The sequence below is a fragment of the Cohnella nanjingensis genome, from assembly GCF_014212125.1.
Taxonomy (GTDB): domain Bacteria; phylum Bacillota; class Bacilli; order Paenibacillales; family Paenibacillaceae; genus Cohnella; species Cohnella nanjingensis.
This window is the reverse complement of sequence record NZ_JACJVP010000007.1, coordinates 150,799-170,976: the sequence shown is the minus strand read 5'-3', so window position 1 is coordinate 170,976 and position 20,178 is coordinate 150,799. Positions and strand designations below refer to the sequence as shown.

26 protein-coding genes are annotated in these 20,178 nt (G+C 58.2%); 14 read left to right on the top strand and 12 right to left on the bottom strand.

Going from position 1 to position 20,178, the window contains the following annotated elements:
• Positions 1 to 184 precede the first annotated feature (184 nt).
• Positions 185 to 313 carry a hypothetical protein gene (locus H7C19_RS35185; protein WP_281384825.1) on the bottom strand — a complete coding sequence of 43 codons (129 nt, stop codon included), beginning with the start codon at positions 311 to 313 and terminating at the stop codon, positions 185 to 187.
• 27 nt (positions 314 to 340) lie between these two features.
• Entirely contained in the window at positions 341 to 496 is a 156-nt protein-coding gene (locus tag H7C19_RS06590) for a hypothetical protein (RefSeq protein ID WP_185141789.1), read from the bottom strand.
• Between the two features lie 134 nt (positions 497 to 630).
• Here H7C19_RS06590 and H7C19_RS06585 point away from each other — a divergent pair, with 134 nt between their 5' ends.
• The 5 genes from H7C19_RS06585 (at position 631) to H7C19_RS06565 (ending at position 5,098) form a co-directional block, all read left to right on the top strand.
• Positions 631 to 2,442, top strand: a complete 1,812-nt coding sequence (locus H7C19_RS06585; protein WP_185141788.1) for an ABC transporter substrate-binding protein — start codon at positions 631 to 633, stop codon at positions 2,440 to 2,442.
• A 163-nt stretch (positions 2,443 to 2,605) separates the two neighbouring features.
• Positions 2,606 to 2,986, top strand: coding sequence for a hypothetical protein (locus H7C19_RS06580; RefSeq protein ID WP_185141787.1), 381 nt, complete (start codon positions 2,606 to 2,608; stop codon positions 2,984 to 2,986).
• Positions 2,987 to 3,256: 270 nt separating this feature from the next.
• Complete coding sequence (locus tag H7C19_RS06575) at positions 3,257 to 3,682, top strand: MarR family winged helix-turn-helix transcriptional regulator (RefSeq protein WP_185141786.1); 426 nt, start codon at positions 3,257 to 3,259, stop codon at positions 3,680 to 3,682.
• Positions 3,683 to 3,750: 68 nt separating this feature from the next.
• Positions 3,751 to 4,623 carry an NAD(P)H-binding protein gene (locus H7C19_RS06570; RefSeq protein WP_185141785.1) on the top strand — a complete coding sequence of 291 codons (873 nt, stop codon included), beginning with the start codon at positions 3,751 to 3,753 and terminating at the stop codon, positions 4,621 to 4,623.
• A complete protein-coding gene (locus tag H7C19_RS06565) occupies positions 4,616 to 5,098 on the top strand; it encodes an anthrone oxygenase family protein (RefSeq protein WP_185141784.1) in 483 nt (160 codons plus the stop codon). The genes H7C19_RS06570 and H7C19_RS06565 overlap by 8 nt, the downstream gene beginning before the upstream one ends.
• A 163-nt stretch (positions 5,099 to 5,261) precedes the next feature.
• Here H7C19_RS06565 and H7C19_RS06560 read toward each other — a convergent pair whose 3' ends face one another.
• Positions 5,262 to 6,776, bottom strand: a complete 1,515-nt coding sequence (locus tag H7C19_RS06560) for a DHA2 family efflux MFS transporter permease subunit (protein ID WP_185141783.1) — start codon at positions 6,774 to 6,776, stop codon at positions 5,262 to 5,264.
• 197 nt (positions 6,777 to 6,973) lie between these two features.
• On the opposite strand from H7C19_RS06560, the gene H7C19_RS06555 reads away from it, so the two are divergent.
• The 3 genes from H7C19_RS06555 to H7C19_RS06545 all read left to right on the top strand — a co-directional run bounded on the left by H7C19_RS06555 (position 6,974) and on the right by H7C19_RS06545 (position 9,167).
• Positions 6,974 to 7,624: a TetR/AcrR family transcriptional regulator gene (locus H7C19_RS06555; RefSeq protein ID WP_185141782.1), complete on the top strand. Its 651-nt coding sequence runs from the start codon at positions 6,974 to 6,976 to the stop codon at positions 7,622 to 7,624.
• Positions 7,625 to 7,894: 270 nt separating this feature from the next.
• A complete protein-coding gene (locus H7C19_RS06550; RefSeq protein ID WP_185141781.1) occupies positions 7,895 to 8,542 on the top strand; it encodes a VC0807 family protein in 648 nt (215 codons plus the stop codon).
• On the top strand, positions 8,532 to 9,167 hold the full coding sequence (locus tag H7C19_RS06545) for a TetR/AcrR family transcriptional regulator (RefSeq protein ID WP_185141780.1): 636 nt from the start codon (positions 8,532 to 8,534) through the stop codon (positions 9,165 to 9,167). Before H7C19_RS06550 ends, H7C19_RS06545 begins: the two co-directional genes overlap by 11 nt.
• Positions 9,168 to 9,209: 42 nt before the next feature.
• On the opposite strand, the gene H7C19_RS06540 is transcribed toward H7C19_RS06545, so the two are convergent.
• On the bottom strand, positions 9,210 to 10,682 hold the full coding sequence (locus H7C19_RS06540; protein ID WP_185141779.1) for an MFS transporter: 1,473 nt from the start codon (positions 10,680 to 10,682) through the stop codon (positions 9,210 to 9,212).
• 187 nt (positions 10,683 to 10,869) lie between these two features.
• Between H7C19_RS06540 and H7C19_RS06535 the strand changes: the two genes are divergently transcribed.
• Positions 10,870 to 11,448, top strand: coding sequence for a TetR/AcrR family transcriptional regulator (locus H7C19_RS06535; RefSeq protein WP_185141778.1), 579 nt, complete (start codon positions 10,870 to 10,872; stop codon positions 11,446 to 11,448).
• Between the two features lie 71 nt (positions 11,449 to 11,519).
• On the opposite strand, the gene H7C19_RS06530 is transcribed toward H7C19_RS06535, so the two are convergent.
• From H7C19_RS06530 to H7C19_RS06510, 5 genes are all read right to left on the bottom strand, one after another.
• Positions 11,520 to 12,254, bottom strand: coding sequence for a class I SAM-dependent methyltransferase (locus H7C19_RS06530; RefSeq protein WP_185141777.1), 735 nt, complete (start codon positions 12,252 to 12,254; stop codon positions 11,520 to 11,522).
• 172 nt (positions 12,255 to 12,426) lie between these two features.
• Positions 12,427 to 12,900: a GNAT family N-acetyltransferase gene (locus H7C19_RS06525; RefSeq protein WP_185141776.1), complete on the bottom strand. Its 474-nt coding sequence runs from the start codon at positions 12,898 to 12,900 to the stop codon at positions 12,427 to 12,429.
• A gap of 34 nt (positions 12,901 to 12,934) precedes the next feature.
• A complete protein-coding gene (locus H7C19_RS06520) occupies positions 12,935 to 13,360 on the bottom strand; it encodes an NUDIX hydrolase (protein ID WP_185141775.1) in 426 nt (141 codons plus the stop codon).
• A gap of 34 nt (positions 13,361 to 13,394) precedes the next feature.
• Positions 13,395 to 13,865 carry an HIT family protein gene (locus H7C19_RS06515; protein ID WP_246469326.1) on the bottom strand — a complete coding sequence of 157 codons (471 nt, stop codon included), beginning with the start codon at positions 13,863 to 13,865 and terminating at the stop codon, positions 13,395 to 13,397.
• 263 nt (positions 13,866 to 14,128) lie between these two features.
• On the bottom strand, positions 14,129 to 14,467 hold the full coding sequence (locus H7C19_RS06510; protein WP_185141773.1) for a VOC family protein: 339 nt from the start codon (positions 14,465 to 14,467) through the stop codon (positions 14,129 to 14,131).
• 267 nt (positions 14,468 to 14,734) lie between these two features.
• Here H7C19_RS06510 and H7C19_RS06505 point away from each other — a divergent pair, with 267 nt between their 5' ends.
• Together H7C19_RS06505 and H7C19_RS06500 are read left to right on the top strand one after the other, a co-directional pair.
• Entirely contained in the window at positions 14,735 to 15,256 is a 522-nt protein-coding gene (locus H7C19_RS06505; RefSeq protein WP_185141772.1) for an SRPBCC domain-containing protein, read from the top strand.
• A complete protein-coding gene (locus H7C19_RS06500) occupies positions 15,231 to 15,464 on the top strand; it encodes a YdeI/OmpD-associated family protein (protein ID WP_246469325.1) in 234 nt (77 codons plus the stop codon). The genes H7C19_RS06505 and H7C19_RS06500 overlap by 26 nt, the downstream gene beginning before the upstream one ends.
• A 195-nt stretch (positions 15,465 to 15,659) precedes the next feature.
• On the opposite strand, the gene H7C19_RS06495 is transcribed toward H7C19_RS06500, so the two are convergent.
• Positions 15,660 to 16,475, bottom strand: coding sequence for a nucleotidyltransferase domain-containing protein (locus H7C19_RS06495; RefSeq protein WP_185141770.1), 816 nt, complete (start codon positions 16,473 to 16,475; stop codon positions 15,660 to 15,662).
• A 274-nt stretch (positions 16,476 to 16,749) separates the two neighbouring features.
• Between H7C19_RS06495 and H7C19_RS06490 the strand changes: the two genes are divergently transcribed.
• Positions 16,750 to 17,118, top strand: a complete 369-nt coding sequence (locus H7C19_RS06490) for a DUF6864 domain-containing function (protein ID WP_185141769.1) — start codon at positions 16,750 to 16,752, stop codon at positions 17,116 to 17,118.
• A complete protein-coding gene (locus H7C19_RS06485) occupies positions 17,111 to 17,425 on the top strand; it encodes a hypothetical protein (RefSeq protein ID WP_185141768.1) in 315 nt (104 codons plus the stop codon). The genes H7C19_RS06490 and H7C19_RS06485 overlap by 8 nt, the downstream gene beginning before the upstream one ends.
• Positions 17,426 to 17,667: 242 nt before the next feature.
• Here H7C19_RS06485 and H7C19_RS06480 read toward each other — a convergent pair whose 3' ends face one another.
• Entirely contained in the window at positions 17,668 to 18,105 is a 438-nt protein-coding gene (locus tag H7C19_RS06480; protein WP_185141767.1) for a VOC family protein, read from the bottom strand.
• A gap of 297 nt (positions 18,106 to 18,402) precedes the next feature.
• On the opposite strand from H7C19_RS06480, the gene H7C19_RS06475 reads away from it, so the two are divergent.
• Complete coding sequence (locus H7C19_RS06475; RefSeq protein WP_185141766.1) at positions 18,403 to 19,299, top strand: DUF2167 domain-containing protein; 897 nt, start codon at positions 18,403 to 18,405, stop codon at positions 19,297 to 19,299.
• 150 nt (positions 19,300 to 19,449) lie between these two features.
• On the opposite strand, the gene H7C19_RS06470 is transcribed toward H7C19_RS06475, so the two are convergent.
• Entirely contained in the window at positions 19,450 to 19,938 is a 489-nt protein-coding gene (locus H7C19_RS06470) for a DUF2798 domain-containing protein (protein ID WP_185141765.1), read from the bottom strand.
• Positions 19,939 to 20,178: the final 240 nt, after the last annotated feature.

Genomic DNA, 20,178 nt, shown 5'->3' with positions numbered 1-20,178 from the left:
GAAAGTCTTCGAGAAAGCGCTAGGCAAGAAGTAAGAAGAAGAAAATACCGATTCGCGGGAGATCTGCAAGGGCAGCGTCTCGACATGAGGAACTCGCGGAACCAAGGGGCCGGGCCGATCGTGGAAGCAGCATTCACGGGGGATCGGTCTCTTTCGATTGCGGGGAAAAGGGGAAAACGGCGCGTCAGGGACGAGAGCGCTTGGCGAGCCGCGCGGAGGACTTCTTGGCGGACGCCGGCTGTTGGGCGAGGGAAGTCCATTCGGCTTGCAAGCTCTGGGTAATTTTCTCTAACGCGTAGATGCTCGTTAACATGTTCATCGCTCCTTGTCTTCTTTTCAATTAACGCAGCGCCTGTAGGATGGCGCCGACGATTCGGGCGGCACGGCTCTTCGCGCGGCGCGCTTGGCTCAAGGACGTCTCCTCCTCGATGCGGGATTCCCATTCGGCTTGGAGGCTTTCCGATAGTTTCTCCAATTCGTAAGTGCTCGTTAACATGTTCATTCCTCCTTGTCATCTCTGATTGATTCCATTATGCTGTAGCCAGTTGATTGGAAAAAGAGTAGGAATCGGATCGCATATTTCCCTTTTTAGCGCGAGCGACCGTTCGACTAGCCGATAGGAGGAACCTTATGCAAGCGACGGCGGAGAGATATTTGGAGCTGATGGAGCGTTTGGGTTCTCCGGCAGGCGGAGGTGACCGGATCGAAGTGTCTCTGGAGGAACTAAGCGCTTGCTGGTTCTGTACGACCCGCAACGCCAAGCTCATCGTCCGCAAGCTCGTCGAAGACGGATTGATCGTCTGGCATGCGGGCAGAGGACGGGGCAACCGATCGCATCTCACCTTCCTCGCCGAGAGAGATTCCCTGCTCCTCCAAGTCTCCCAGCAGTTGGCGGAGAAGGGCGAATACAAACAAGCCTTCGAAGGCATCAACAGCCACGACCCGGGAGGCGCCGTCAAGGAACGCTTCGTGCAATGGCTGAACGGACATTTCGGCCATGACACCGAAGCGTCGGACGGCAATCCCGCCGTGCATGTCCTACGGATCCCGGTGTCCGCCAACCTCGATACGCTGGACCCCGCGGAGGTCTACTCCGCGTTCGAGGCTCACAGCGTGAAGCAGATATTCGACCAGCTTGTGCATTACGATGCCGTGTCGGGGCAGTTCTTGCCCGAGCTCGCCCACGCTTGGGAATCGAACGCCGACATGACCGAATGGACCTTCTATCTGCGCAGGGGCGTCACGTTTCACCATGGCCGGGAGCTCACGTCGGAAGACGTGCGATTCACGCTGGACCGGCTGCGCGAGAGCAGGGCCAACCGCTGGATGGTCCGCGGCCTGAAGCAGGTCGAGTGCGCGGGACCGCGAACGGTGCGGATCTCGCTCGATCGGCCGAACCGGATATTCCTCCGATACCTGAGCTCTTCGGCCATGTCCATCGTACCGGCGGATCTGATCCTGGAGGATGAGGCCCGCTTTAAGCAACTGCCGGTCGGCACAGGTCCGTTCCGCGTGACCGCATGGTCGGAGGAGCGCCTGGAGTTAACCGCGAATTCGGAGTATTATCAAGGCCGCGCGCATCTCGACCGCGTCGTGATCGCCTTCATTCCGGAAGATTCCGCGACCGCCCTCGTCGGCGGGGAGAGATTCCCGAGCGCCTTGGAGGTTGAGGAGGGAGCCGGCGCTTCCGATCCGGCCGAGGATTGGCCTACGATCGAGGCGCTGAGCAAAGGCAGCATGCTCATCTCCTGGAATCTGCGCATCCCGGGTCCGCACCATGCGATCGCTTTCCGGCGCGCAATCGACCTGCTCGTCAACCGGACCGAGATGATTCGGGAGCTCGGCGAATATCGCGTCTACCCGTCGCGGGGATTCCGGCCGACCGAGCGGACGCCGCTGCTGAAGGATCGATACGATCCCGAATCGGCACGACGTCTCCTGCGGGAATCGGGATACGACGGGGAGACGCTCGTCCTGAACACCATCGGCCGTTATGAGCCCGATGCCCGCTGGATCGCCCGGCAGTGCGCCGCGTTCGGGATCGCGATCGAAGTCGCGGTCATCCCCAAGAAGTTGGTCTACGACCAGGACATCCTCCAGCGCGCCCATGCCATTCTGTTCGAGGTCTTGATCGCCAGAGAAGACGTCTGCGAAGTGGAGAATTACGAGCAGGAAGGACATCTGCTGAACGCGGGCTTGCCGCCGGAGATGATACGCTGGGCCGTGGAGCAGATCGACCTCGCGCTCGCGACGGATCGGGCCGAGGAGCGGCGCGCCCTGCTCGAAGGCATCGAGGAACGGCTACGCGAAGACGCGCTGGTGACGTTCCTGCTGCACAAGAAGCTGAACACGCAGGTCCATCCAGCCGTCCGGGGCGCCGGCTACAATGCGCACGACTGGATGGACTTCAAGGACATCTGGATCGAGCCGACCGTCGGCTGACGACCGATCACGCCGAAAAGAGGCAACCGGCTTCTTCCGGCTAACCTCTTTTCTTGGCGGAGGCGAGACCGGCTTCCTCTGGCATACTTCTCCAACAGCCGATCCATACTACAAGGGATTATGCCCGGCGCATCCGCAGGCCGGAGTTGGAGGAATCCCCTATATGGCAGAGAGAGCCGTCCTGGCCTACTTCAATACCCCCGAGCAAGCCGAGCAGGCGCTGGGGAAGATCAAGTCGCTCCGGCTGGTGGAATATGCGATCGACCGGTTCGACGGCAACCCGGGCACCGGCATTCAGCAGCTCGATCAGCTCGGCAATACGATCACGGGAGACTTCCGGGGGCTCGGATACTTGACCCTCGGCGGCGACTTCGACAATCCCGATGCGGCCGTCATGGCGACCGCCAGCGTCAGCGCCAGCGGCATGAGCTCCGGCGGCCCGGACAACCGGGTGACCGGCCGGGACATCCTGCTGACCGCGATCGTGGAGGAAGCGGACTACGAGCAGGCTTGGCAGTTCGCCAAGGACGCGGGCGCGTTGTAGGAGGAGGCCGGGAGACCGCCAGGGCGGCGCTTCCGGCCTTTGGTCTGCTCTGCCTGGGAGACGAAGCCTCTTAGTCGTGATCCAAATTTCATCGTGATGGGCAGATTCCACGCGTGATATCGCACGGAGAATGCCCATGAAGGCGAGCGCCCTCCGCTCGACCGGACGCAGAATTAAATTAATTTTGCATCCCCTCTTTACAAAATCAGGTATTCCCGTTATATTTGTATGAGCAAACAAATTTACGCGTACAGAAATGAGGTCTTAGCCGTGCTGGACATCTACTTTAAAGAATGCCTCTACTTCACCGCCAACCGGCTCGGCCGGGTCATCACCAAGATGGCGGAAGACGCGTTCGCGATCAGCGGGCTCTCCCCGACCGCTGCCTTCCTGCTGATGGCGGCCTATGAGAAAGACGGTATCTCGCAGAAGGAGCTCGGCCAGATCCTCCATCTCCAGCCTTCGACGGTGACGCGGCTCATCGAGAAGCTCGCAGCCAAGAACCTGCTGTACAACCGCGTGGACGGGCGGCTGTCCCTGATCTACGTCACGGACAAAGGCAGAGCCCTGGAGCAAACCATTCAACAATGCTGGGATCAGCTGCGGGAACGGTATGCGACGATCTTGGGCGAAGAAGGCGACGCGCTCTCGCTTCACCTCTACGAGGTGAGCAATCAACTGGAAAAAATCGAATGAGATCTCATTTGATTTTTTATAACCTAACACTTGCTTGGGCAAGCAATTATTAAAATGGAGGCGATCCTATGAACAGATCCATCGAATCGGGCTTCGAGACAAACCGCACGGAGAAACCTTTCCTCATCCTGGGCGGAACGGGCAAGACGGGACGGCGGGTGGCGGAGCGGCTCGCGAAGCAAGGCTTGCCGGTACGGATCGGCTCCCGGTCGGGCGAACCGTCCTTCGACTGGGAGAACCCGGCGACTTGGCTGCCCGCGCTGAAGGACGTAAGAGCGGTATATATCGCGTTCTACCCCGACTTGGCCGTCCCTGGCGCCGCTGCGGCGATCGGAACCTTCGCCCGGCTCGCGGTGGGCCGCGGCGTGCGCCGGTTGGTGCTCTTGTCCGGCAGAGGCGAGGAAGAAGCGCAGCTCAGCGAGCAAGCTTTGAAGGATTCGGGCGCGGAATGGACGATTCTGCGGGCCAGCTGGTTCTGTCAGAACTTCAGCGAGAGCTTCCTGCAAGGCATGGTGCTTGGCGGCGAGGTCGCGCTACCGGCCGACGAAGTGACGGAGCCGTTCGTGGACGCCGACGATATCGCGGACGTCGCCGCGGCGGCGCTCACCGACGATCGGCACATCGGCCAATTGTATGAGCTGACCGGTCCGCGCGCGCTCACCTTCGCGGAGGCGACGGCGGCTGTAGCGCAAGCGAGCGGGCGAGAAATTCGGTATACTCCGCTCACCCATGAGGCATTCCTGGCCATGCTCGAGGAGCAGCAGGTGCCGGGCGAGTATGTGGCGCTGCTGTCTTATCTGTTCAGCACGGTGCTGGATGGCCGCAACGCCCATCTGACGGATGGCGTCCAGCGCGCGCTGGGACGCGAACCGCGCGACTTCGCCGTCTTCGCGAATACTGCTGCCGCCGCCGGCGCATGGGAGGTAGACGTACATGGGTAAGCTGATCGCAAGCCTGACCTTCGCCTCCGCGCTCGGATCCGGCCTGATCGCCGGCATCTTCTTCGCCTTCTCGACCTTCGTCATGGCGTCGCTGGCCCGCCTGCCGTCCGAACAGGGCATCGCCGCGATGCAGTCGATCAACGCTACCATCCTCAATACGCTGTTCAGCTTCGTCTTCATGGGTACGGCGCTGGCTTCCGTCATTCTGGGCATCGTCTCGTTCTTCAAGCTGGGCACGCCCGGCGCGCTCTATCTGCTGGCGGGAAGCCTTCTCTACTTTGTCGGCTCCTTCCTGGTTACCGTCGTCTTCAACGTGCCGCTCAACGATTCCTTGGCCGCGGTGGCTCCTGCCAGCGCCGAGGGCGCGAATGTATGGCAGCATTATCTGTCCAGCTGGGTCGCTTGGAATCACGTGCGGACGATCGCTTCACTCGCCTCCTTGGCCTGCTTCATCCTCGCGCTGCGCAAATGGTAACGCGACTCCAAGCCCGCTGGCCCGCAGCAGCCTGCGGACAATGACAAACGGGGATCTCTCCTTTCTCAATGAAGGAGAGATCCCCGTTTTGATCTTGCAGACAGAACCGCGATCCGCGCCTTAAGGCGCAAGCCATGAACGGAGCGCCCCTGCGGGCCGCCCGTCACCCCATATGGAGGCCTTCGACGGACCGCTCGGCGGCTGTCGGCGCTTCGTCCGCGGACGGCTTGCGGCCGCGGCGCAGCAGGAATCCGAGCGCGATCCCGCACATCGCGACGACGAGCATCACGCTGAACGTGTAGCCGAATGCCTTGGGCGCGAGCGCCAGCATCTGCTTCATCGTATCCGCCTCGGTCGCGCCCGCGGCGGGCGGACTGCCTGCCGAGAGCGACTTCAGCCGCGCCGTCAGGATCGTCACGACGGTCGCTACGGAGAGGGAGCTGACGACCTGCTGCATCGCGTTCGTCAGCGAAGTGACCCGGCTCACCAGATCGCGCGGAGCTTTGTTCATCAGATGTGAGTTCAGCGGCATCATCATGAGTCCCATCCCGGCGCCGGCCATGATGAGCGGAAGGAGCAGATCCTTGCCCTCGGTCGTCAGGTCCACGTGGGTGTATTGGAAGATCGCGCCGGACACGAGGCTGAGTCCGATCACGACCAGCCAGCGTACGCCGATCCGGTCGAACAGGTAGCCGCCGATCGGCATGAGGCACGCCGACGCGAGCGCTTGGGGGAACAGCGTTAGACCCGTATCGAGCGCGCCGAAGCCTCTAGCCTGCTGCAGGAACTGCGGCATGAGGAAGATCGCGCCGAACATGGAGAACTGAACGATCCACTGCGCGACGATCGCGAACGAGAAGTCGACGGACTTGAAGACGCGCAGCTCCAGCAGCGGGGTCTTCGCGCGAAGCTCGACGAAGATGAACGCGAGGAGCGCGAGGGCGCCCACGATGAGTCCGGCGACCGTCTTGGTCGAGGTCCAGCTGTGGGCGCCTTCGCTCACGCCGAAGGACAGCGCCGCGAACGCGAGCGGTCCCAGAATCATGCCCGGCAAGTCAAAGCCGGCTACCTGCTTCTTGCCGATCTTCGGCAGGCTCCACATCCCGAACAGGACGCTGAAGAGGCCTACCGGAATGTTGATCAGGAAGATCCAGCGCCACGAGTGGTACTCCACCAGCCAGCCGGACACGATCGGCCCGATCGCCGGCGCGAACAAGATCGGGATGCCCAAGAGTCCCATCACCGCGCCGATCTTGTGCGGCGGGCTCAGTCGGTAGACGTAAGCCATCGCGACCGGCATGACGAATCCGCCGCCGAGGCCTTGGATGATCCGGAAAATAATGAGCCATTCCGCGCTGTTCGGCGTCGCGCACAGCGCCGAGCCGAGCGTGAACAGAATAACCGAGGTTAGGAACACGGTCTTCGCGCCGAACCGGTCCGACAACCATCCGGCTAGCGGAATGACGGCAGCGGTCGCCAGCATATAGCCGGTGACGGTCCACTCCAGCGTAGGCAGCTGCGTGTTGAACTCTCCCACCAGCTTGGATAAGGCTACGTTCATCGCGGTCGAATCGAGAATGACCATGAAGCAGCCCGCGATGATGGCGATGAGCGGCACGAGAATGCTGGTGATACGAAATTCGGCCGGGGCACCGCCGGTTACGGAAGCTTGCGACATCTTTTCCACTCCTCCCACATTCAACCGCCGCATGGCTAAATGGCCTTCGTGCTGCCCATGCTAAGCCGGGGGGTCACACCGGCCGTTAAATGTGTTATATTTTTAGTGCGGACAATTGTCCGCCACCAAAATATAGCGGACAATTGTCCGCGCGTCAATCGAAATTTGAAGACGGCTTGCCAAGGGAGGAGATTCGCGTGGGAAAGCTTGATGCATCCGAAGAGAAAGAAAACCGCGACGCCGAATATCACCGCCGCATCCAGACGGCTGCCGCCCGATTGCTCGAACAGAACGGAATCGACTCCGTTAATATGTATCAGATCGCCCAGGAAGCGGGGATCGGACAGGGGACGCTGTACCGGCGCTACGAGCACCCCGGCGAGATCTACTCCGAGATGCTGCGGAACAGCACCGAACAAATATTAGGGGAGCTTGAGGCCGAAGCGGACCAATTCCGAGCGGCGGACGCTTCGGCATCGGCGCTCGACCAGCTTGAACATGTCCTGAGCCGCTTGTTCGACTATGTCGACAGCCAGATCGAGCTGCTCACTTCGATAAGCTGCATGTACGCGGGCAAGAAAAACTTCCTTCCCCACAAAAGGCCTATCACGGTTCGGCTGTACGGCATTCTGAACGTCTATCTGGTCCTTGCCGCGGAACGGAGAGAAGTCCGGGATATCGATGTGACCTTGACGTCCAACTTCCTGATGGCCGTCCTCTCTCCCGAGCAATATATGTATCACCGGGATTCGCTCGGCTATACCAAGGAGCAATACTTGGCGGGCATCCGCAGCCTGTACATCGAGGGGATCCGAGCGCCGAAGGTGAAGGCCGAGCCGGCCGAATGAGCCCGCCGAATAGGCCACGCCTTGCCTGCCATTATGAAGGCAGGTCGTCGTTGCGCGCGGCGGCTGCGGCTTTTCCTCCCCAAGATAGCGCCCGTTCGAGCATCTCGCCGACGAACGCGTTCTTGGCATCCGAGTAGGCGGGCAGCGTCTTGGCGCCTACGTGAACGATCTCGCGTTTGAAAGCACCTTAACTTTGCCGCTTGACATACCGACCGAAGGTATGTTGAGGAAATAAGATTCGGATATTCGAACCTTGAAGGGATGATCGTCGTGCCTAAAACCCGCAATGAGATCGTCATTACGCTGCTGATTAATATCGTATTGCCTTACTTAGCCTACCGTCTGCTGATCCCGCACACGAGCAGCCTGGCGGCGCTCTCGGTCGCCGCCCTCGTCCCGCTGTGCGACACGATCTACAGCCTGATCCGGACGCACAAAGCGGACGCCTTCTCCGGCTTTATCTTCCTCGGCCTGATCCTGGGCGTCGTGGCGGTACTCCTGGGCGGCGACGAGCGCTTCATCCTGCTGCGGGAGTCCTATGTGACCGGCATTCTGGGGGTCGTATTCCTGGGCTCGCTGCTGTTCGCCCGCCCGCTGATCTTCCGCTTCGCGGGACGTTTCACCGGCCACGATCCGCAAATGGACGACAAATGGGAGAGACTGCCCCTCTATCGCCGGACCTTCCGCGTCATGACGGCCGTATGGGGCGTCAGCCTGCTGCTCGAAGCCTGCCTCAAGGTCGTGCTGGTGTATGCGTTGCCGGTCTCGAGCTTCCTGGCCGTGTCGCCGTTCTTCACCTATGGCATCATCGCGGTGACGATCTGGTGGAACATCCGGTACGCCAAATCCATGAAAAAAAGAGCGGCCCAAGAGACTAGTACTTCTATGCCGCGGGGAGGGCCCGAGCATGCACGATAAATCCATGAACCCCAGCCTGAAGCTGCTGCTCGATACGGCGCAGGAGATGATCCTGGAGAAAGGCTGCCGCGCGACGACGCTCCGGGATATCGCCGATCGGAGCCAGTTGACGAAGGGCGCCATCTATCACTATGTGAAGAGCAAGGACGAACTATTCGCCCTCATCCTCGAAGCGGGGATCGCGGACACCAACCAACGCTTCTACGAATCCGTCGCACGGGCGCCAAGCGGACCGAAGGGCATTGAAGGTCCGCTCAGCACGCTCTCCGAACGGTTGCGGGGCGCCGCGAGCGCGGACGGCGTCTCGAACTTGATCTTCTTCTACCTGCTCAGTCAGAAAGACAAGCCCGCCGTCGCCCAAATTCTGAAGCGCTATTACGAGACCTCCATCCAGACTTCGTCCAAGTGGATCGAAGTCGGTCAACAGCACGGGGCCATCCCGGCGCACATCGACGCGAAGCAGGCGGCCCGAATGTTCATCCTATTCAAGAACGGCCTGCAAGTGCAGCACATCATCGCCGCCGGGGACGAGGACGACATCGACGAACTGGAGGTCTATGCCTTCATGCTGAACGCGCTCGGCGCCAGACCGGAGGCGGACGGGGTCTCCCCTTCCCAACCCTAGTCGATCTCCTCCATGCGGCCCGCCGGGCCGCGTCTTGCCGTCTTAGGGGTCCGATCGCACGGCTCCGCCGCCGTGTCCCGCCTCTGCCGGACGGTGCGCGGCCGTCGCACGTCTACGTCCGAGCGCAGTCAGCATCAAGAAGGTCAACGCCGCCAGGGCGGTGATGAGGACGAGCAGCCATTGAAGCGTCCGTACGTGGGCCATCGCCGGCGCTTCTCCTCCGAAGTGCGTCACCAGGGAGGGATACAGCGTGCCGATGACCGCGATGCCGATCGCTTGCGCGACTTGCGTGAACGTGCTGAGCGCGCCGGACGCCGCGCCGGCGTGCGGACCTTGGACGCCGGAGAGGATTGTATGGATGAGCGGCGAAGCCACGGCCCCCTGGCCGAATCCGGCGATGAAGAGCGGGATTATCAGCGCCTCCCATCCGATCGCGGCCGATCGGTTCGCGACGCCGATCAGTACCGCATAGCCGACGATCATCAGGAACGCGCCGGCTTGCAGCACGCGGTTGCCCCATCGTTTCTTCCAAGGAGGGGCGAGCAAGGAAGCGAGGAAGAACCCTGCCGCGAGCGGGATGAAGTTGTAGGCGGACTGCAGCGGAGAGGCCCCGAGTCCGGACTGCAGGAACACGGACAGGATCAAGTAGAGCGCAGCGTTCCCACTGTAGAATGCCAGGGCGATGAGCATGCCGATCCGGAACGACCGGTCGCGGAACAGGCCCATCGGCAGCAGCGGCAGGGCGCCCCTGCGCTGAAGCCCGTTCTCGAAGCGGACGAAGACCGCCAAGACCGCGACGGCTATCGCTAGACTCGCGTACGTCCACCATGGCCACCCCATCTCGCGGCCCACGACGATCGGGTAGATGAGCAGGACGAGTCCGGCCGTCACGAGCCCGACGCCGGCGGTGTCGAGACGCTTGCGCTCGGCGGCGCGGGATTCCCGAATGAGCCAGACGGCGAACGCGAAGGCGAGGATGCCGACCGGAATGTTCACGAGGAATACCAAGCGCCAGCCCATTCCCCACCAGTTCGCCTTCAGCAGCAAGCCCCCGGCCAGTTGGCCCGCGATAGCCCCCAGTCCGAGCACCGCCCCGTAGATGCCTAGCGCCTTGCCCTTCTCCTCCGGGGGGAACATCACCTGAATGAGCGACAGCACTTGAGGCACCATCGCGGCGGCCGAGACGCCCTGGAAGATCCGAGCCGCGATGAGCATATCCGCCGACCCGGCAAAGCCGCACCAGGCCGAGGTCGCCACGAACCCCGCGACGCCGATCAGGAACATCCGCCTGCGACCGTACAGATCGCCAAGCCTACCGCCCGTGATCAGCAAGACGGCATAGCCGAGGATATAACCGGCCGCGATGAATTGCAGCTTGGCAAAGTCGGCATGCAGCGCCTGCTGGATCGAAGGCAGCGCGACGTTCACGATGAACGTATCCAAGACGACCATGAACGTGGCTAAAATAATGACGGAGAGCGTTAACCATCTCCTAGGGTCCCATGCGTTGGGCAATGTCCGCACCTCTTCCTTGAATGATGTTCTTCGCGATTGACATCAGCCGCGATTCTTTTTACAATGAGGGAGACAGTTCTGTCTCATCCACATTCTGGATCAGATGATACAGACAGATCTGTATCATGTCAACCCGAAAATTTAAAATGCCGGAAAATAGATTTCGTCGGAAAGGGAGGGATCTCGATTGGACAAAAAAGAAACGGCGAAGGAACGCATTCTGCGGGTGGCGGACGATTTGTTCTACAGAGAAGGCGTCCGGGCGGTCGGCATCGATCGCATCATCTTGGAATCGGGCGTCGCCAAAGCCAGCTTCTACCGCAGCTTCGCGACCAAGGACGATCTGGTCGTCGCTTATCTGGATCAGCGTCTGCAGCGGAGCAAGGGACTCTTCGAGCAGGCCCGGCTGGCGCATCCCGACGCGCCGCTCGCGCAGATGCGCTTTGTGGTGGACGGACTCGTCGAGTGCATGGGACGGCCCGAATACCGGGGCTGCTCGTACATGAACACGGTGGTGGAATTCCCGGAGACCGATCACCCGGGTCATGTCAAAGCGCTCGAATGCCGCAACGAGATCTGGGACACCGTCCGGGTCATGGCGACGGAAGCGGGCTTCGCCCGGCCGGGGGATTTCACCGACCAACTGCACATGCTGTGGAGCGGAGCCGCCATGATCGCCTACATGAACAAAGCGGACTTCCGGCCGGACTCGTTCTGGACGGTAGCCAAAGCGATCATCGACCGTCAAGAAGTGCTCTCGACGTAAAAAAACACCCGCCGGCCCTTTTTAGGGGGCTAGCAGGTGTCTATTGGTCGTTCCGCCGGGGCGCCGAGTGGCTATTCCTTGACGGCGGCGATCAGGAGGAAGATAGGGCGGCGAGTCTCATCCCGCATGTCGGGGTACCGGTCCAGCGCCTCCGGCGTCGGCTGGGGCTCTGACACCCGCCGAATCCGGAACCCGGCATCGATCAGCGCGTTCATGTAGGTCGCGACCGTCCGATGGTATTTGACGACGTCGCTGTCCAGGAACCGGGCTTGACGCAGGCCTTCCTCCTGATAGTCGTCGACCGGCCAATGCATGCGTTCCCCCGCGGGACCGTAATGCCAGTCCTGCTCGGCGCGCGCAGTGAACATCGGATGCTCGGCCGAGAATACGAAGCTTCCGCCCGGCACCAGACTATGGCGCACCTTCTCGCAGATGCTGTCAAAGCGCTCGACATAGTGCAGCGCCAACGAGCTGAGCACCACGTCGAACGCGCCCGGGCCAAAGTCGATATCTTCGATCCCCATCTGGCGGTATTCGATCCGGGGATCGTCGGTCATCTCGCGGGCGCGCGCCAGCATCCGCTCCGACAGGTCGATTCCCAGGACGGATCGAGCCTCTTGCTCTCGCGCATAGAGGCAATGCCAACCGTAACCGCAGCCGAGGTCGAGCACCCTCTTGTCCTTCAGATCCGGGAGCAGCGCCCGCAGCGCGGGCCATTCTCCAGCGGCCTCCAGTCCGCCGACCGAGCGGGCCATCTGACTATATTTCTCGAAAAATCCGGGATCGTCGTATTTGTTCTGCTGCATGGGAAAACCTCCTTTTAGTGGTGCAAGCGGTTCTTTCTTGCATTATACAGCAAGGATCAGGTACGGTTCTATTCGGATGCGCTGTCAATCGACATTTTCGGGTTCTCTAAGAGCGTCGCATGGAGATACCGAAAAACAGGCTGCATCGATCGCAGTCTGTTAGACGTTCATTTCAGTCGGACAAAGTGAGTCTAAACCGCTGACGCGACCCGCCTTCGGGTCCGTCTTCGACCCTTTCTTCGGGCACGAATCCGTGTTTGATATAAAACCTTCGAGCCGGCAATCCATCGGCAACCTCTTCGCCGAAGGTTGTAACCGTAATCTGTGCCGGACTACGTACAAGGTTCAGTATGTGATGCATGAAGGCAGTGGCGATGCCCTGTCCTCGCGCTTTTCGAGCGACGGCCAGCCATCCGATTTTATAAATGGGGGCGGCTGTGGGAGAAAAAAGCAATCCGCCCAAAAGAGGAGACCCGGAGAGGGCATCCTGTTCCCGGATGCAAAGGGCGCTCCCTCTGCTGATGTTTTTCCGAAGGGCCAGGATAAACTGGGGATCGTCCACCATGGGACCAAAAAGGGATTCGACCTCCGACGCTAGCGCTAGCCAAGCCCGAATATCTTCCTCTGCTGCCTGCTGTACGATCATGCCCAAGCGCCTCCATTCTCGCCATCGGGTTTAGCTACTTCTGTCTGCCTTGGTTATGGTAGGGAATCGTCGGACCGTCGACGAGCGCTCGAATGCCGTCCTTGTAATAGGGCATGAGCCTGTCCGCCTCTTCGAAGCCAACCCACTTGACTTCGGCGATCTCATGCGGTCGAATGATCTTGGTCTCTCCATGAACGACCTTCGCTTTGAATACTATAAATACCGCATGTTCGCCCCTACTTTCGAGAATGGACTCATTGATCGCGCAGATTCCCGACAGCTCTACGTCCAATCCGGTCTCTTCTCTGGCTTCCCGAATCGCCGCCGCAGACAAGGACTCTTCGCTCTCCACGGCGCCACCCGGGAGCGACCAACTCGAAGTATGGATGTTGCTAACCACGAGCACTTGATCGGCTTGTTCATTGGTGATCAGTACATAAACGACGTCTACTCGATACAAGTACAACATCCTCTCGTCTTGAAGGCAGTCATGCTTACCCTTTGTCTTCTCTCAAGTAAGCGCGAATACGCGAGCATACCTGCTCGATCTGGTTTTGCCCCCCTCGCGGCGCGCCTTCCCATTCCCGCACTTGAAGCCCCCAGAAGGACGGCGGCGTATTGCTATAGCGAGGGATGACGTGAATATGAAAATGCGGAACGTGATCGCCAAGCGCCGCAGCGTAGATATGTACCGCCTTCTCGCAGGCCTTCAGCGCACGGCTCACGCGGGTCAGCATCGAACCGACCGATTGCGCTTCCCGCTCCGTCAATTCGGCCAATCCGGGGGTGTGGCGTTTGACGTCGATGATGAGGTAGCCCAAGTAGGCTTGTTTCTCGTTCGAGGAGATATGGCCCACGTAGAGAAGGTCGTCTTCATAGATCGTTCCGCCGTGAACTTGAATATCGCCGCGATGCTTCCGGCAGATAAAGCAGTCGGCTGCCTCTTGCTCCCTATCGACCTGCATCCTCATTGCTCCTGTTCCGATATGAAAAGAAACCGTAACGCTGTCGGGCTGAGTTTCTTAAATACTAGGACAAAAGGTAAATTCCGTCAATTGCACCGCCGCCTGCATCGGCTTCGCGAACCCCGCCGCTCGTGCTTCTATTGATGCTCCTCGCCATCTCGACAAAAAGGACCGGGCAGTTCAGGCAAGCAAAACAAATAGACCGAGCCATGGCCCGGTCCGAGGATGAGGATACTTTCGATCCTATTTCGTCAGCCCGCTGTTTAGGCAAGAACCTCTACTCTAAAACCGCCCGGCGCTTCCACGTAGAAGGTCCATCCATGCGCTCTTTGCGGAGGCGCGACGTCGAAGCCATCCTCCTTTAAGCGCTGATTGATCTCATTTACCTTCTCCTCGCTCTCCTGCGCAAATCCGATGTGAAAGGTCTTGGGGTAGCTCACCTGCTTGCCCTTCATCAAAGTCAGAACTAGCCCGTCGTCATCGAATAGCGCGGCAAAAGCGTCTCCGCGCTCGCCGACGGTCCGAAGTCCGAAGTATTTCTCCAAGAATGCCCGTGCCGCGATAACGTCGGTGACCGTAAGATTCACATGGTTGAGCTTCATTTTTGGCACTCCCTTCCAGGATGAGTCAATTCACAATCCATTCTACAACGTTCATGCTAGTGATAAACTTTTCAATCCTATACGCTGCAATCAACGGAAAAAACCGTCACATTGATTTAATCTATCATTTGAAAGTCACCGGTCAGTCATGTGTGATCGGAGGAGATTCATCCCTAAACATTCCTTTACGAGAATATAAAAAATAGTCTATATTTAGGATAGCTAGACGAGATTTGTAGACCCATAGATGGAGGAGGAAATAAGGAAATGACTGCTCATGACGCTGCAAACCGAATCTTCATGCGGGTAGAAGGCCGGGAACTGACGCTGGAGCGCACCTTCAACGCGCCGCGCACGCTTGTCTTTAAGACTTTCTCCGATGTGGAGCACCTGAAACGCTGGTTTGGGCCGAAAGGCTGGACGCTGTCGGTAACGAGCTTCGACTTCCGGCCGGGCGGCGTTTGGCATTACTGCATGAAGTGCGTCGACGAGAGCCAGGAGCATTACGGCTTTGAGTCTTGGGGCAGAGCCGACTATCATGAGATCGCAGAGCCTGAGCGCATCTTCTACAGCGACGCGTTCTCCGACGCGGAAGGCAATATCACGGAGGGAATGCCGGTGGCGATGATCACGCTCTCCTTCGTCGAAGAGGAAGGCAAGACGAAGCTGATCAACCATGCGCAGTACGCATCGTCCGATGCGCTTCAGGCCGTGCTGGATATGGGCATGTTCGAAGGCATCTCGTCGACTTGGGCTCGTCTGGATGAGCTACTGGCGGAATTGCAATAAGGCGGCTAAAGGCGATTGCAGGCGGCTGCAGCTTCATCCCGGCCCTAGTCTCGACCGGGATGCGGAGGCGAAGCGGTTCTTCGACGGATTATCCTATAGCAACAAAGGGCGATTCGTGCTTCAGATCGAAGGCGCGAAGACGGCGGAGACCCGGCAGCGGCGAATCGACAAAGTGATCAGTACGCTTCAGGAAGGCCACAGCCAATAGCGCCGGTTGGCCGCACGATGACGGGGACAGCGAGAGCTCTCGGAGCTGCTCGCTGTCCCTTATTTCAAGCAACCGCCGGTATTGCCATTCGCGCTCCCTCGCGGATGCGGTATCGGCATCCGCATCATGGTCTATTCGATTGAGGGATGTCAACGCCCCGATCACTCTCACCTGTATTCTGGATCTAGTCTCCGACTAACGATCGCTAAGAGGTGGCTCCTGCTCGATCCAGTTCCACTCGTTGTTCACGACGAACCGGCTGACCGCCTCGTGCGGCGCGATCCCCCAATCATGGAAGTCGCGAACGCACGCGGTCAATGCGCCGATCGTCTCCCGGTTCGGGTCCCTCAGCATCGACTCCAGCAATTCCAGGTACCGCTCCGGCCTGTCGGTCGCCGTCTCCAATGCGGTCATCAGCGACTTGTGGCACGGAAAGAGAATGCGATTGTAGGCGAGGATCAGTCTCCCCGAGAACAGCGCGATCTGACTGACGGCTTGAGCCAACAAGTACGTATTATTTAACGTCAAAGCGCGATCGGCGAAATATCCGCCGTACAGTTCCACTTGAGCGAAAAAGTCGGCGAAGTTCTTCTCCCGATTGGCTTCCGGATATACGGCGATGCGGCTAACAAGCTCATCCAAGCCGGGTATTCGGGAAAAGGCGACCAGCGCCCCGGCAAAAGATGACCGCGTCGGCTCGCTTCCCCTCTCGGCCGCGGCTGTCAGAAAGGCGTAATTGACGATCTTCCCGTCGTAATATCCGCCCTCGTAATCGCAACCTTCCTGTTCGAAATAAAACAACCGGTCTCTTTGCTTGCGCGCTTCGAAGACCTCATCCCGGACGACCAGATAACAATCGATGTCCGAATCTGCTCTCGCCAATCCTTTCACCACAGAGCCGGTAATCATGATAGCGAGATAATCCGGATCCGGACTAAGCCGATCGACCAAGTGGTTGATCGCCTGGCGGTGATGTTCCCGAATGCCGCGTTCGTTAAAAAGCTCATTCATGAAAGGGTCCTCCTTCACAGATCTCATGTAGGTTTGGCTTAAGAAAAGCCCAAAGAGGGCCGCGAACAGCCTGCCCTCCGGCAACCTGCCACAGCCCCCTGCCCCGCTCCGACGCAGACGGATGTTCCTCAACCTTGATAGATACTACTTCTACAAATGGAGTTCATATCCTGCAACCAAAGAGATCCCGAGACTGTTGTCATGCACCGATCATCCTATTCGTAGAATAGATTATGATGCTCGTACGATGATGAATAGCCTCGGAGGGATAGCCATGAAAATTACGTCCGGCGGATTCGAAGTCGTCTATCACGGCAGAGTATTCGCCTATGGGATGAATCCCATCGAGATCATCCTGTCGGAGGAGCACGAGCCACTAAAATTCGTGTTCTGCATTGAACGCGAGCAGGAGAGGGATGACTTCATGACGGACATCCGGCTTGTTCGCTACAACGAGGTGCGAATCGCGTGCGTCAACTTTCCGCGAGGCAAGCCGACCGGCAACCAGGATATGATCCATCTGGGCGTACTCCATAATCGCAGACTTTCCTTGCGTTACGAGGTGACGATCAATTCGGATGCCTCCTTCTGGTCGCTGACATTTACGTTCTACGCGGGCGAGGGGGTCTCGGAGCATGAATAAGATCGAGATCCAGGACCCTAAGGTTGCCAGCAAGATCATAGCGGCGAACGTGGAGAGCGAGAAACGCAAAGCCGAACTCGGCTTCCTGGGCAAGTTCTTCGGCTCGGGGGACAACGTCCGTCTGTACATTGTCGGCACGATCGCGCTCGGCATCCTTCTCATCGCGCTGGTCTATACGTTGACGCCCGTGAAATACCGTTCGGCCGACTTCGGATTAAAGGAGCTATGGACGCTCGTGGTGCTCCCCGTCGAATCGACGATTATCGGTTACTTGATCGGGTCGAAATCGAAGGAGACCGGAGGATGAGGCCCGATGTGCCAGCGACACGACAACACCGACCAACCAAGCGACGATGGAGATGAAGAAACCTAGCATAACCCCTTACTCGCTCCTTCGCTTTGGTGTATTCCCCCACTCTTTCTTTAACCTGACCGGACCCGGTCCGACGCGACATTTCCGCCCCTTACTCTTCCCCCGCTGTGACGACCCTAATAGGTAACCATTCTTGTCGCGTATGAGCTTGCACGATCTTGTCGATGATCATCGCCCTATTCACCGTTCGTTTTAGCATTCAAGATCTCCAAATAGTGCGGATTGTTCATCATCCCTAGCACGTTACCAAAGGGATCTGCGACAGAAGCCGTGACGAATCCCCCGCCGCGGTGGATGACCGGCTCATACTCCTCCGCTCCCATGGCCTTCAACTTCTGAAGCGTGGCTTCGACATCGTCGACTTGCCAGTACAGAATGGCACCACCCGGGGAATCCTTTGCACGCGCGGGAGCGAAACGACGGTCGATCAGACCAAGTTCGTGCTGGTAGTCCCCAAGGCGAAACTCGGCATAGACGAGGCGGCCATCCGGTCCGGAGCGTTCGAAGTAAGGTGCAATGCCCAGCAGCTCCGAGTACCATGCCTTTGCCGCCTCCATATCATCCGCCCAGTAACTGACGGTCGCAAACCCTCGCAATGTTTGTTTATTGTTCATTCTCCATTTCCTCCTCGAATCCTGATTGGCCTTTATATTGCTATTCTAAGCACCCCCGACTGACACCTGACTGTCAGTATTCCGGTTGTTTTTCGAAAGCTACCCGACCTTTTATGCGACCCGTCTAACTTCCTAATCATGATTCGAACCGCACATGTCTCTAGCATTAGGAATTTCCAGTATCCGACAAAATTCTTCTTTATCTCTTCCTATCTATCCTATATTATGGTGAATATGAATATATTGGAGTGTGTCGAGATGATGACAAAATGGTCGCAAAGATTTAGATGGCATGGGATGCTGCTACTCCTACTAGCAAGCATCAGCATCCCGCTTCATGCATCCGCGGAGACGGAGCTCCAATGGGTGTCCGGCAGCGGTCAGACCGTCGGGTTGGGAGACGGACTAGCCGATCTGAAGCTGCCGGAAGGCTATTCCTTGCTGAACGCCGAGGATACGAAGACATTCGAGACCGAGAACGGCAACTTACCTTCGGACTCCGAGATCGGCGCCGTCGTTCCGATGGAAGGCGATTGGATGGTTTATCTCGAGTACGACGATGCCGGACATATCTCCGACGACGATAAGACGAGCATCGATGCCGACAAGCTGCTGCAAAGCTACAAGGATGGTACCGAGGCGGCAAACGAGAAGCTAGACGAAGCCAACCACTTGTTCGTCGACGGATGGGAGACCGCCCCGCATTATGATGAAGGCTTGCATAGTCTAACCTGGTCGCTAATCGCACACGATGTCAATCAGGATAAAGTCGTCAACTACAACGTTCGCGTATTGACGAGAGAAGGTTATGTATCCGTCATTCTGGTCAGCGATCCCGCGCATCTAGCCGAATCTAGGAAGCAGATGGAGTCCGAAGTTCTTAGTGGACTCTCCATTAAGGAAGGCAAACGGTATGAGGATTACAATTCCTCTACGGATAAAAAGTCGAACTTGGGATTGGCGGCATTGGTCGTAGGCGGCGCCGGTCTGGCCGTAGCCAAGAAGGCAGGCTTGCTCGCGATCATCCTCATCGCCCTCAAGAAGTTCGGCATCGTCATCGCCGCAGCAGCCGTAGGGGTCTGGCGTTGGCTGCGCGGCAAGCCCAAAGCTAAGCCGCCCGCAGAGCAGCCCGCCCAGCCCGTGCAGGATCAGAGTGTCCCTGTGGCGAAGAACGACGATGTCAACGCCTCATAGGGATTACCCTACTAGACGGCACATCCTCGTACCCATCGGTACATGCCCGTAACAGACGAAGGCCGAATCGGGCCCCCTTGTGGGGCGATCCGGCCTTTCGATCTTGGCATACAACGAAGACCTTGATCAAACAGCCAAATTAGCATAGCTCTATCTGAATGATTCCGTCATTCTTCTCGCTTTAACGAATTTACGAAATACATACCGAACAAGCGGTCCCACAATGAGGAGTTGTAGCGGGAATGCAAAAATAAAATTGGTAAATACAAAGGAAAAGTAACTCTCAAGCAAGGATTCTCCAACTAGACTGTTTGAAAAGTAAGCAGTCCCCAGTCCATATAGAGACATACATAGAACCATGCCGCTCACCATAAAAAAGGCAAGGAATAGAATCACAAGAACCTTCTTAGATTTGTCATAGGGTAACGACAATGCGATTTTCTTTGCCACGGGTCCAACGATAAATAATTCCAATAAGGACGCCGTAATATAGACCGCAATAAGTTGAATGAGTATTCCTTTCAGGGATATCGTGTCCATCATGCCGTGAGTAAATAAATTATAAAATGTCATGAATACGACCATCCCCAAGCACATCATCAACCCGAAATAAATTTCTTCTTTCTTCGTTGTCGGCAACTTCCATCATCCTTTCTGTTTACCCTTGTTATTATAGAGAGCGTGGAAACTTCCTCATAAGTGACCAATTTGTGAATATTTAAAACAGCAAGCCGGCTGGGAACCGGAAGAGCAAGGCAGCACAACAGTGGCTGGATCCTTCTCATGGTCTCCGAAAAGCCAAAAAGGGCCGCGAGCAGCCTGCCTCCCGGCAACCTGTCACAGCCCTTAAACTCGCGTCCTAGTCAATACCGGCCGCAA